The organism is Bordetella genomosp. 8 (assembly GCF_002119685.1).
In the GTDB taxonomy this organism is placed as follows: Bacteria; Pseudomonadota; Gammaproteobacteria; order Burkholderiales; family Burkholderiaceae_B; genus Bordetella_C.
This window is the reverse complement of the sequence record NZ_CP021108.1, coordinates 4,481,972-4,493,830: the sequence shown is the minus strand read 5'-3', so window position 1 is coordinate 4,493,830 and position 11,859 is coordinate 4,481,972. Positions and strand designations below refer to the sequence as shown.

Annotated in this window: 12 protein-coding genes; all 12 read left to right on the top strand. The window is 60.5% G+C overall.

The window, feature by feature from the left end; translation table 11 throughout:
• Positions 1–551: 551 nt before the first annotated feature.
• The 12 genes from CAL12_RS28770 (at position 552) to CAL12_RS20340 (ending at position 11,178) form a co-directional block, all read left to right on the top strand.
• On the top strand, positions 552–911 hold the full coding sequence (locus CAL12_RS28770; protein ID WP_086066288.1) for a response regulator: 360 nt from the start codon (positions 552–554) through the stop codon (positions 909–911).
• Positions 912–1,062: 151 nt separating this feature from the next.
• Positions 1,063–1,266 carry a cold-shock protein gene (locus CAL12_RS20405; RefSeq protein WP_066672932.1) on the top strand — a complete coding sequence of 68 codons (204 nt, stop codon included), beginning with the start codon at positions 1,063–1,065 and terminating at the stop codon, positions 1,264–1,266.
• A 767-nt stretch (positions 1,267–2,033) separates the two neighbouring features.
• Positions 2,034–2,624, top strand: coding sequence for an RsbRD N-terminal domain-containing protein (locus tag CAL12_RS20395; protein ID WP_086066286.1), 591 nt, complete (start codon positions 2,034–2,036; stop codon positions 2,622–2,624).
• 1 nt (position 2,625) lies between these two features.
• Positions 2,626–3,177, top strand: a complete 552-nt coding sequence (locus CAL12_RS20390; RefSeq protein ID WP_086066285.1) for a sensor histidine kinase — start codon at positions 2,626–2,628, stop codon at positions 3,175–3,177.
• A gap of 1,048 nt (positions 3,178–4,225) precedes the next feature.
• A complete protein-coding gene (locus tag CAL12_RS20380; protein ID WP_082988332.1) occupies positions 4,226–4,681 on the top strand; it encodes a DUF2934 domain-containing protein in 456 nt (151 codons plus the stop codon).
• Between the two features lie 64 nt (positions 4,682–4,745).
• On the top strand, positions 4,746–5,162 hold the full coding sequence (locus CAL12_RS20375) for a PRC-barrel domain-containing protein (RefSeq protein WP_198298281.1): 417 nt from the start codon (positions 4,746–4,748) through the stop codon (positions 5,160–5,162).
• A gap of 221 nt (positions 5,163–5,383) precedes the next feature.
• Entirely contained in the window at positions 5,384–6,664 is a 1,281-nt protein-coding gene (locus tag CAL12_RS20370) for a cation:proton antiporter (protein ID WP_086066284.1), read from the top strand.
• 1,151 nt (positions 6,665–7,815) lie between these two features.
• Complete coding sequence (locus CAL12_RS28640; RefSeq protein WP_082988331.1) at positions 7,816–8,172, top strand: JAB domain-containing protein; 357 nt, start codon at positions 7,816–7,818, stop codon at positions 8,170–8,172.
• Between the two features lie 291 nt (positions 8,173–8,463).
• Entirely contained in the window at positions 8,464–8,787 is a 324-nt protein-coding gene (locus CAL12_RS20355) for an antirestriction protein (protein WP_157793047.1), read from the top strand.
• 308 nt (positions 8,788–9,095) lie between these two features.
• A complete protein-coding gene (locus CAL12_RS20350) occupies positions 9,096–9,977 on the top strand; it encodes an N-6 DNA methylase (protein ID WP_086066283.1) in 882 nt (293 codons plus the stop codon).
• 302 nt (positions 9,978–10,279) lie between these two features.
• The gene (locus CAL12_RS20345) at positions 10,280–10,927 is read left to right on the top strand and encodes a DNA methyltransferase (RefSeq protein WP_086066282.1); all 648 of its coding nucleotides are present in this window, start codon (positions 10,280–10,282) and stop codon (positions 10,925–10,927) included.
• Positions 10,924–11,178: a hypothetical protein gene (locus tag CAL12_RS20340; protein ID WP_086066281.1), complete on the top strand. Its 255-nt coding sequence runs from the start codon at positions 10,924–10,926 to the stop codon at positions 11,176–11,178. Before CAL12_RS20345 ends, CAL12_RS20340 begins: the two co-directional genes overlap by 4 nt.
• Positions 11,179–11,859: the final 681 nt, after the last annotated feature.

Sequence of the window (11,859 nt, the reverse complement as noted above, 5' to 3'; positions counted from 1 at the left end):
GCATTGACCTAGCCGGCCTTTGTTATCTTGCGTCTATGTTGGATGCCCCGATGCACGCCGCCGGCGAACGTACCTGCATCGGCCAGCAATGATTCACGAAGATGATGGGAGCTCCCGTACGCCGGCAATCCCGGATTTAATGCTAGAAGCATTCAGGAACTGGCGGTGTGCGTCAAGAAGAAGTGCCGCTGGCTGGTAGCGAAGGAAGGGGGGGCCCAATGGCGTTTGTCCGCCGGATTGGAGATCGTCGCCGTGAACGGCACTTCCTTGCCCGCTGAGCGGATGGGGACCTGTCTACCATGCCATAACGTACGTATGTAGGTATGGGTTGTGTTCTATCGACGCCGAACAAGGAGTGGCGATTTGGACGCACGCCCGAAGAGCGTAAGCGCTTGCATGAGGGCATGTCCTTGCTGAATTTAGGTTGCCTGGCAGTTTGGCGCTCCGTCGCTTGAGTTGGCGAATCATCGGCAACGTGGCTCGAAGGTGCATGCGCAGCTTGAAAGGGTTTTGGATTCTATGGCTAAGCCTGGCACGGTACGGCCTCTGAGGTGCTCCTGGTCGACGATGACGACACTGTGCGAAGCGTTACAGCTGAGATGGTCGGGATGCTGGGTCATTCCGTTCCTACCGCTGCTTCCGCGGATGAGGCGCTGGCATTGCTGGACTGCGATGGACCCGATGTGATGCTGGTTGACATTGGCCTTGACGGGAAGTCAGGTGTCGAACTAGCCCGAGCCGTTCGGCGTGACAGGCTCGAGATCGGCATCGTCTACGCCTCAAGGCAAGATACGCCTCCTGGTGCGCCGCCTGGTGGCACGCTCCGCAAGCCTTATCGCTCAATGGAGATCGCCGCAGTGCTTAAGCCTTTCCTCGATAAGATCTCATCGACCCATCGAGATAACGCTTGACGCAAGGCTGTGGTGGCCCCATAGTGATGATAGATTTTCAAGCGTTGTGATCGTTCGGTTGTGTCGAGTAAGTAGTTCGCCATCATTGTCCATTTACTCCTTGATCGTCTCTATTTCGGACGTGCGTCCGTATCTCATCAAGGATTTCTATATGGAAACCGGTATCGTTAAGTGGTTCAACGCTGAGAAGGGTTTTGGCTTCATCATGCCTGAGAGCGGCGGCAAGGATCTGTTCGCTCACTTCTCCGAGATTCAGGGCGGCGGATACAAATCGCTCGAAGAAAATCAGCGTGTAAGCTTCATCGCTGGGCAGGGCGCCAAAGGCCCGCAAGCCACGAAGATTACGCCCCTGTAAGTGCCGATGACCGACTAGTTCGGGTATATGGTGCGGAAAAGGCCCTCCTTGGAGGGCTTTTTTGCTTTTTTGCTTACTGCTGGGGTTCGCCGCTGTGCGCTGGGAGCTTCTCCGCACGCTCCGTAGTGGCGTGTTTGGCCAACCGCTTCGCGTCTAGGTTCTCTTAGCGGTCTCGGACCGTAGTCCTCCTCGTGGATAGGGTCTAAGTCGGAAAGAGTGCCAATGCTGGCCTTTGGCGCATATGAGCTCTGCCATTCCGGCCCTCTGATGCCCGCGGGTGGGCTTAGGACACCAGTGCAGACAGCTTCTTGATACATACCGGCTCACGTACATAACGGGCATGTTCGCATCCCGTTCCGGGCCGCCTCGAACACAGCTAGACGAGCGACGCACGCATATCGACGTCAGCCACCACGGGGTCGAAAGCGTCGCTAGACTCGGGCGCTGCAATCGCCGCAACGCCACGGTCAACGCCACAAGGCTCGAAGCCTAGTTCCGTAAGCAGTTCGACTATCATGAACAATACGAGACAGTCATTGTCTACGATTAGGACGCGTAAGGTAAGCACCGTACCACCATCGTGTTGGTTCAACGACTGTAGCAGCCGACGTCCGCCTTGGTCCGTCCCAGATATGTAATTATCGGGGTGGTGCTTTGCGCAGAGGCGGATGAGCATAGGCGGAAGCGTCCCATAGAGAATCACACGCTTTTACTTTAAACTTTTGGCGTGATGGGGACGAAACCGCGACTGGCGCCCGAGACCGAATATGCACCTCGCCAAGTTCATCGAGGAAGAGAAAGAAGCGATTGTGGAGCAGGCTGTAGAGTTCGCGCGCACGCTTACGGCGCTGACCTCGGCGAAGGAAGCGCTGCTCCGGAACCACATTCCAGCGATCTTGCAGAGCATCGCGGTTGACCTCAGGACGGATCAATCCGAGAGCGCTAGTATCGCGAAAAGCCGCGGGGAATCGGCTGCAGGATACCTTACCTTAAATAGCGGCGCCGATGAGCACGGCTTGCAGCGCGCGCAGGTTGGCTTGTCGCTAGAGCAGGTCCTGGCGGAATATCGCGCCCTGCGGTCTAGCGTACTACGGCTCTGGGCCACACATCATTCATTTGCCGAGCACGACATATCTGAAATTCAGCGCTTCAATGAGGCAATAGACCAAGCGATTGCGGAGTCTGTCCGGGCGTTCGTCGCCGAAACCGAGAAGCGGCGCGAGTTGTTCCTGGCAGCGCTTGGGCACGATCTGCGTGGTCCACTGAATGCAGTGTCGCTGACCGCCGGGGCTATCCGACACACAGGACCACCCGAAACGCATCGTTTCGTGGACGGTTATATCGCGGAGCGTGGCTAGGATGAGCCGCCTGCTTGGCTCGTTGCTTGATTACAACCTGGCGAAGTTGGATGGCCATATGGTCTTGGCGACGTCAATCGTGAACTTGGACCGAGAATGCGAAGAGGAGCTGGAGATGCTGCGCGCGGCGAATCCAGGCGCACGCATTGAGTTCGAGGTTGCCGGAGATTGTCGCGGGGTGTTTGATGAATCGCGCGTCCGTGAGGCCCTAGGTAATCTGGTCTCCAACGCCGTTAGGTATGGTGTGTCCTCCCGTCCCATACAAGTGAAAGTCACGGGGACGGACAATACCGTTGAGCTGGCTGTGACAAACGCTGTTGAAAGCGCGATTCCCGATACGGAACTGGCGCTGCTTTTTGAGCCGATGCGCCGTGGGGCGACAAATAGCAGTCGTGCCGAAGAAAGGGCGAGTTTAGGACTCGGGCTGTTTATCACCAAAGAGATCGCTCGAGCGCATGGTGGCGATGTTCGAGCGGTTTGTCGCGATGGGCTCGTTAGCTTTGGCATCTGGCTTCCCAAGACCAAAGCGCTTTCGGATCGCTTGTCGACGTAGGCGTCGGCTGAGGTTTAGGGAACGCGCGTAGGGCTACCTATAGTCTCGCGAATCGAGACCTTATCTCATCGCCGGCTGACCGCCCCCCATGTGGATAGCGATCTCCGATGCTCGCGCAATGGCCGACGATGGTTTTCGTATACTCCAGCAGTTCGGATGTGATTTTGCCTCCCGGGGGCAGTACGGCCGTGGCTTGGGCAATGACCTCGAGGTCGTCTGCGCACATCGTACGGAGCTCATCGTGGTGCTGCATACCTATTCCTTAGGATTGGCGCCGGCGGTCTTGACGACCAGCGCAGCAACCGACTGGTCGGCGGAGCAATGATCCAAAATCCCACATTACTGCTACGCCCGCAATTTGCCAATTCCCGGACGGGCCTTCTGGCAGGATCACGACCATGCGCTCGTCCACGTTCGGCCGGTGATCCTTGAAGAGCGGGTGCTGGTCGACGTTGATGGTCAGCATCGTATAGCCTCGATCCATGCGCCTGCTTGCTGGCGCCGCTCCCGCTTGGTCTCGCTGAGTACTAAATGTAATCATAAGACTCTGGGAGCCCTTCTTGCTGCGAAGGGTTTGCCCGTGTTCTGGTCGGGCACGGAGGAGCCGTGATTCTGGTCGAGGAAGGGCGACAGGGGACGACATTCAAACTGACAATGGACTTTTCCCCGTTCAGCGAAGGATTTTTGTGGGAGGTCACTAGCGCACATGCTGGTAGGCTTGACTTGACCATTGCATCAGCTAATCGGGCCTACGCATCACCGGCGAGCTGCTCTTTGGACGGTTTAGAGGCATTCAGACGAGCGGTTGCGGAGTACGACGCCCGGTCAGTTTGACTGTCGCTGTCGAACGCCTCGATGGCCCGAGGTGTTCCGGCAGCGAGCCGCTGGCAAGTCGCTCGCTGAACGAAGCGGGCATACGGATTGCTTGTCACTCTCTAGGTGCGCAACATTCTACAAGCGAGTTGTCAAAATATAAATCGCTTGGCAGTTAGTGGGTGCGTCATCACCCCGCCGGCGCGGAGGGGTGCGAACCGGAGGTACACCGATCATGCCAGAACAGCTTGTGGACGTACTAAACGACGCAGGTAGGGTGTTACACACCTATCGCATCACCCTCGCGACGCATGGGGAGACTGCCGACGACGCGGCTTACGTGACGAAAGCGCTGGAGGCCGCTGCAAGCGGTCATTTGGTTCCAGACGCTGAATTGGAAAGCCTGAGCGCCCGTATACATATCAGCCGCGGCGGTCAATTGGCACCCGAGGGCGACGAGATCGCGCCCGATTCGGAAACGAAGCAACGGTTGGAGCAGTCTGTTCGAGAAAGAGCGTATCTTCTCTGGGAACAGGCGGAACGGCCCGAAGGTCGTGCAGACGAATTCTGGTACCGAGCTCTTGATGAACACTTACGGGAGCGGGCGTATACGCTGTGGGTTCAAGCGGGACGTCCCGAAGGTGGGGCCGACCAGTATTGGCATCAGATCACCAACTTCCAATCACAATGAACTGTGGGGCGCCAAGTTCCATGCCGGTTGCCGAGCGGCGTTGCCATTCCAGGAGAAAGTCATCATGCAGCGGACCGCCATCTCTTCGATCTTCGCCGCGTCGCGGTATACCCTCGCAATCGTCTTGGTTGCCGTGGTGCCTTCCGGCACCATTTTGGCGCAAGGTGCACCGCAATCTATTACGGAGAAGCGCGTTGACGTAGTGCAGTTGGCGACGGGCTATCGCGCGTCCAAGCTCATGGGGTCCGATGTTCTGAGCGGTGAAAAGGACAAGATCGGAACCGTGGACGACATCATCGTCAGTCCCGCCAATCAGGAACCATATGCCATACTGTCGGTCGGCGGCTTTTTGGGCGTGGGCAATCGACTGGTCGCCGTACCGTTTAAAGAGCTTCATGTGGACGACAAACGGCTGCGCATGGACGGAGCGAGCAAGGATACTCTGCGCGCGCTCCCCGAGTTCCGCTACGTCAAGGACTGACGACCGGCGTGGGCGCTGCACGAAGAGAACAAAAACGAGGGTGACTTCCCAGCGGCCCTAATATGGGCTGGCTCGGCAAAACCGTTTTAGTGTGCGGGGCGCCAAGCGTTTTTGCGTGGATGAGCGTGAACCAGATCACGCATTTGAGCCACCTTTGGCGCCGCACGAGAGCGCGACGCGGGTGCGCAGGACCCCCACCAACGCCCCGCTAGTTCTATTCCATGGCAGACCCCTATTGGTTCGTTTTGCTGGGCGCGTTGCTTATCACCATGGTTTTGGTGGGCACGATACTCGCCCGGTTTTTGCTGAGCAGCGCGATGGTCTACCTCTGCCTGGGTTATGCGCTCGGCCCGGGCTGGTTCGGATTAATCGCGCCGGACCTGTTTCGGCATGCCGATGTTCTGAAGCGGGTGGCCGAAGCAGCCCTTCTCATCTCGCTATTCACCGTCGGCTTGCGGATGGGGGTCCCGATCTTTGATAGGCGATGGGTACTCCCGCTTCGCTTGGCATTTGTCTCCATGGCGTTCACGGTAGGGCTGATTGCCCTGGTCGGGGTATGGGGCCTCGGAATGTCGCTAGGGGAAGCCGTACTTCTTGGCGGCATCTTGGCACCCACCGATCCAGTATTGGCCTCTGGTGTGAAGACGGATCGAGGCCCGGAGCCGGATCACCTGCGCTTTAGCCTTGCCGGCGAAGGCGGTTTGAACGATGGCACGGCATTCCCATTCGTTATGCTTGGGTTAGGCTTATTGGGGCAGCACGAACTGGGTGGCGGCGCGTGGCGCTGGGTATTGATAGACCTGCTCTGGGGTACTGTAGGAGGCTTGGCCATAGGAGCTATTTTGGGGGCCATGATAGGCCGCCTGGTCGTCTACCTGCGTACGCGGCACCGCCAAGCCGTCGGGCTGGATGAATTCCTCTCACTTGGTCTGGTGGCCCTGGCCTATGGCGCCGCGCAAATCTGCGTTGCATCGGGGTTTTTGGCTGTGTTCGCCGCAGGACTGGCTCTGCAGCGTGTGGAGGAGCGGCCTAGCGCCGGAAGCGTTCCGCTCGGGATATCGAGGAGTACGGGCGAACACGCCGATAAGGTATTGGCGGCCCATTCACACTACGCCAGTGCCGCCATGACGCGCGCGGTACATGCCTTCAACGCGCAATTGGAAAGACTTGCCGAGCTCACCCTCGTGCTTCTCGTTGGTGCCATGCTGGCCTATGTAAGTCCAGAGGCCATGCCATGGTGGTTCACCCCGCTCTTCTTTGTACTCCTAAGGCCGGTCGCTGTCATTGCCGGCACCGCAGGCAGCTCTCACGATGGCTATCAACTTGCAATGATGTCTTGGTTTGGCATACGGGGCATCGGCTCAGTCTTCTACCTGCTTTTTGCGATTCGCCATGGCATCAGTACTGCGTTGGCACAGCAGTTAGCCACCATCACGCTTGTCACGGTCGCCGCGTCCATCATGCTGCATGGGGCGTCAGTGAGGCCGCTGATGAGGCGGTAATTTGCCCGCGTTTAGTCAGTCTGCTGGCAGGCGGCGCATCGACTACTTCGCCAAGCACGGTGTCTCTTTAATGATCCGCCGCGACTTCTGCGGTCGTGCACAGGATGAGGGAGAGCCGCCACGTCACTCAAGTGCAGTGTGTATGCGACGGCGAAGAGTATCTGTTTCAGTTGATCCTTAGGTATTCAACGAAAGCGGGCGTAGTGTGGATAGTGGCGTCCTGCCGAACTGATCCAAGAGGTGCGTATTATGGTCTTCCCCACACGCTTCCCGCCACCATCAACTCCCCGAGGCCCCCCGGGCCAGCAACCTCCTGCCACGCCGAAAGGGCCGCGGAACATCAAGGGGCCGGAAGAAGATGAAACCGATGCCCTCGAGCGACTAGAGGAGCAATTTTCGAAAATGCGCGGGAAGAGGGCTGGTCTGTCCACTTTCCGTCGCGTACGAGTTAGGGCTGATATCGAGGAAGAAATAGCCCGATCTGGCTCCTCTCTCGGTTTGGATGTGCATCGTGATCCGGTGCCCGGGGAAGAGCCCCAGCCGCCCAGTCCTGACAATCGGAGGCCACACGCCTCGCCGGGCTTGTCCCGTGGGCCTTTCCTACGCTAACGATGTCGGGCAAAGTCGTATAGCAGTTGCTCGGCGCCGCCGTCAGTCAGCTTACGTCAACGTATCGGAACAGCGCCGTGCGCTGAGTGACATTTAGGCGTTCTCTGGCTGATAGCGCTGTGGCAGTCGACAACGACGGCGGAAAACCAGATGGATCCGTCGGCGGACTGGCACTCAAATGGGCCGCAGGATCATTGCGAGTGGTCGGCGTGTTGCACCTTGCTGCGCCTTCCATCGGGTATCCTCGATATGGGCGGATCTAGTGTGATTATTGAATCCCTTGCCATCTCTGCCTCTCATCTTCAGCCTCCAATCCCATTTAATTGAACGGATTACGGAAAAGTCTTCAATTGACTTAACAGCATACGGGCGATCCAACGCTCGACATCAGGCTAGTTTCGTCGAGGTCGCCCGCGCCATCGACGCGAAGCATAGCGCAGAGGACGTAGCCAGCGAAGCGCTTCTGCTGGCAATCGAGATGCCGCGAAGCCGGTGTTGCGCCAGGTTCGACGACGCAGAGCTCCCGGACCGCCTTCCACGCCATTCTGTGCGATTTCCTGCGTTTTGGCTTCATCCCGGCCGTAGCACGAAGTCGTTGGCGTCCTGTACATCACTTCCGAGAACGAACTCATCGCGTACGACGAGCTCTTCGCGTCACGCTTGCCCAGGCGCCGCTCCATCTACGCGAAATTGTTAAAGCGGCACTGGCGCACAACGCTGCGGCAATCATCATGGCGCACAATCATCCGAGCGGAAACCCGGAGCCCAGCGGCGCTGATGTCACGGCGACCGGCGAGGTGAAGACTGCGCTGCAGCTGGTGGGCGTGACGCTCCCGGATCACCTCATTGTCGCAGGCAACGCAATCACGTCGCTGGCTGAGCGGCATCTCATGCCCTGATTGACTCGATGCCCGCGGCCTGGCGACAGGTCGGGTGCATCCTTGCCCTGCGCGCGCCAGGCGCAAGGGGCTTTCGCGGCATAAATCGCTCGCGTCGCTCGCTTTTTATTCCACGTCCCCTTGCGCCCAGCGCTTGTTCCGCAGGGCGCCAGTGCTCCCGTCCTGCCAACCGGCCAGGATGACTATCAAGGAGCACGACATGATGCAAGCTCAAGCTATCTCCACCACTGTTCGCCTCGTTCTGCACAGCGAACGCCTGACTTCCTGCCCAAGCACTTCGGGCAGCGTCTGATGCCGACCGGCGAGCTCGCCGTCTACGGATGGCTCGATCGTCTGTTCGAGGACTACCACGGCGGCTATTGGCACTACTACGAGATCCCCGGCAGTTTCTATATGGCGCCGACCGGCCATGACACGCTGCGCATTGTGTGGCCGCTGAATTGGTGCAATCGCACGATGTCGGCCGACGCGGCGGGTATCGTGGCCACCCTCTTCGCCCTGAGCGAGCTTTGCCAGCGTCCGCAAGGCGCCGACCTGGTCGACAAATACTGCGCCTTGCGCGAATTCGCCAGCGTTCACGCCGAGGCCTCGGCGATCTTGGCTGCCATCGACTGACGGCGGCGGGCCTGCTTCGGCGGGCCATTGTTCTTCGTGGCGGCGCTGGCGACCTTTGCTGCGATGCTCCTGCTAAGTGGCGCCGCAGGGCCAGGGCCCGCATGCGAACACCACCTTGCCAAGCCACACGTTTTGGGCGGTCTGCATTCCCGGTCAGTTTGCCACGTCGTTCTCGCGTTCAAGTGCGGCGCCGCGCAGGCTCCGCCCGCGCGGCTTGCGGCCCTGGGGCCGTCTTCGACACTTGAGCACTGCGCTGCGCCGTGTCCTCCAGTTCCGGGCATTCCCGCCCTGGCAACCGGAGAACATACATGGCCAAGACTAGCAAGGCACAACAGCGCAGATTCTTCAACTCCGCCGATGAACATCAGAAAGCGATCGTCGAGATTCTGCGGGAGCTGTCCCGAACCCATGGGCTGGACCGGACCTGGTCCGACTGGACCGAGATGAGTGCCTTGGCGCTGGCCAATGCGGTCGATCGTGCGCAGTTCGAAAGGCGCGAAAAGCGTTACCTGGAAATCGTAGGTCATTACCACAAGGAAGACCTGCAGCAACTGGCCAAGGCCTTCGCGCACCTGGTGCAGTGCTGGGAGCAACGGGTCGCCGCAGGCGAGTTTGGCGATGTGCTGGGAAGCACGTTCATGATGCTCGACATGGGTAACAGCGGTACCGGTCAGTTTTTCACGCCCTACGAGGTGTCGCGCCTCATGGGCGCAATCATCATGGGTGACGAACACGACCTGGCCAGTGAAGTCGGCCGGCGCGGATTCCTGCGACTTATGGAGCCGGCTTGCGGCGCCGGCGGCATGATTATCTCCGCCGCCCACGCGCTTCACGACGCCAGGATCAACTACCAGCGAGCCATGCACGTGATCGCGATCGACATCGATCTCCGCTGCGTGCACATGGCGTATCTGCAGCTCGCCCTGCTGCACATTCCGGCGATCGTCGTCCATGGCAACGCTCTCGGCGTCGAGGAATGGGAGCAGTGGTACACGCCGGCGCACATCCTGGGCGGGTGGACTGGGCGCTTGCGCCGGCGGGAGACCGAGGATGCGGCGCTTGCGTTGCTTGTCACCCCAGCCGGGGAGGCCGCGGTGCTGCCGGCCAGCCCTGGCGAGGTGGCCGCATCGCCCGCGATGTCGCGGGCGGCCGGACGGGCGGCGGCGGCCGGCCAGATGACGCTTTTCTAGCGCTCCTTCGGTCCCGACTGGGACCGAGCGCGGCCAAGCCGCGCAGGATCTTCCTGCAGTGCGGGCCGTCAAGCACTGCACGGCGCACACTGTCGCAGGCCTTGCGGCCCCGGACACGCCCGTCGCGGCGCGCGGCCTTGTAGCCGCGTCGGGCGTTTCAAGGGCTTTCGCGGCATATCCTCGTCCGCTGCGCGCACTGCGGTATTCCACGTCCCTTGACCGGCACCTCCCGGCCTGCGCCCGCATGCCCCGTGCAGTGCAATGCAGATCGGCTGCCATTGCTGCACGCAAAGGGGCCTTCTATGAGCCGTGTCGTCCTGGGCGATTGCCTGTCCGTTCTTCCCACCCTGCCTGATCGCTGCGTCGATCTCGTGTTGACCGACCCGCCGTACCTGGTGAACTACCGCGACCGCAGCGGCCGCAGCATTGCCAATGACAAGCATGACGAATGGCTGATGCCGGCCTTCGCGCAGATGTTCCGCGTCCTGCGCGATGATGCCTTCTGCATTTCGTTCTATGGCTGGAATCGCGTGGATCGATTCTTTGCCGCTTGGCGCGCCGCGGGCTTTCGCGTGGTCGGCCATATGGTCTTTGCCAAGCAGTACCAGTCCAAAGCGCGGTTCCTGGCTTATCGGCACGAATCGGCCTACTTGCTGGCCAAGGGTCAGCCGGCTGTACCGGCAGTGCCGTTGCCGGACGTGATGCCGTGGAAATACACCGGCAACCGGCACCATCCGACGCAAAAGCCCGTGGAATGCCTGGCGCCGCTGATCGAGGCTTTCAGCCGGCCGAGGGACATTGTGCTGGATCCGTTCGCAGGCTCCGGGTCGACGTGCGTAGCGGCCCGCCGGGCGGGGCGGCGGTTCTACGGCATCGAAATGGATCCGAAGTATCACCAGGCCGCGGTGCAGCGGCTTCAACTCGCCAACGCGGAGAGGATCGCAGCATGAGCCGGGCCAAAATCGCAAAGGAGGCCGGCTTGCGGGCCTTTCTTACGGGCTACGGTCGCCAGAATCGCGACGGCCTGGCTGCCATCGCCAACTATGGCGCCTGGGCGCTTTTGGCGGCACGTGAGAGCGAGCGCCGCATAGTGCGAGTCCTCGAATCGTTGCCGCTGGAGGAAGTGCAAGCCATTGCTGGATTGGAAATCGACCTCAACGCACTGGCTGGCCAGGTCCTGGACGAACTAGACGGGAAGTGATCTCAAGTGGTCTTTGCACTTGACAGCGCTGCGCATGCCGCTTCGCGTCGCGTGTCAGCGGCAGAGGCTGCTGGCGATCGGCGTCTGCGGGCTTGATGCCGTCGCTGCGTGGCCGGCCTGTCGCACTGGTGCTTGTGCCGAAGCTCCCGTGTAGGGCTGGGCGGCGTTGGTCGGGGGAAGGCCTGGGCGTGCCCCGCCGACAACGCCGGCGGGTCGGGCTGTCGCGCTGCGCGTCCAGCCTGGCTGCGCCAGTCTTGCCCCTGCGGGCTTCCATCCCATCACGCCTTCGCGCCTGACGGCGCTGCGCGCTGGCGCTTGCCGTCGGCCTTTGGCCGAGATTGACCCGCGCCGGGGCGCGGGTGGAGGCGCTCGCCGCGCGGCACGACTGCGCCTCTCTGGCCCTGTTCTCGCATGCCTGGCCTGTGAGTCGCAGAGCCCTGAAATCGCCGACTGTATCACTGCGTTCCTCCCTGCAAGGGGTTCGCTTCGCCAGGTGCTCACCCGTTCGGTGCTCGGCCTTCGGCCCGCGCGCCGCATGCGGCTTCCGCTCCTGCCCCTTTCCAGTCCTCTCTTCGTAATCCAGATCGGCACGGGCTCGGCGACTCACAGGACTGGCGGCAACAACCGCGAAGACAAAGTCCAGCGATTCCAGTCGTTCACGATCGGGCTAACGATCTTCAG

Bases quoted from the DNA above. Each gene is read 5' to 3' on its own strand.
- CAL12_RS20395 (WP_086066286.1), top strand. From the start codon at position 2,034: ATGCACCTCGCCAAGTTCATCGAGGAAGAGAAAGAAGCGATTGTGGAG.
- CAL12_RS20375 (WP_198298281.1), top strand. From the start codon at position 4,746: ATGCAGCGGACCGCCATCTCTTCGATCTTCGCCGCGTCGCGGTATACC.
- CAL12_RS20390 (WP_086066285.1), top strand. From the start codon at position 2,626: ATGAGCCGCCTGCTTGGCTCGTTGCTTGATTACAACCTGGCGAAGTTG.
- CAL12_RS20380 (WP_082988332.1), top strand. From the start codon at position 4,226: ATGCCAGAACAGCTTGTGGACGTACTAAACGACGCAGGTAGGGTGTTA.
- CAL12_RS20370 (WP_086066284.1), top strand. From the start codon at position 5,384: ATGGCAGACCCCTATTGGTTCGTTTTGCTGGGCGCGTTGCTTATCACC.
- CAL12_RS20345 (WP_086066282.1), top strand. From the start codon at position 10,280: ATGAGCCGTGTCGTCCTGGGCGATTGCCTGTCCGTTCTTCCCACCCTG.
- CAL12_RS20355 (WP_157793047.1), top strand. From the start codon at position 8,464: ATGCCGACCGGCGAGCTCGCCGTCTACGGATGGCTCGATCGTCTGTTC.
- CAL12_RS20340 (WP_086066281.1), top strand. From the start codon at position 10,924: ATGAGCCGGGCCAAAATCGCAAAGGAGGCCGGCTTGCGGGCCTTTCTT.
- CAL12_RS20350 (WP_086066283.1), top strand. From the start codon at position 9,096: ATGGCCAAGACTAGCAAGGCACAACAGCGCAGATTCTTCAACTCCGCC.
- CAL12_RS20405 (WP_066672932.1), top strand. From the start codon at position 1,063: ATGGAAACCGGTATCGTTAAGTGGTTCAACGCTGAGAAGGGTTTTGGC.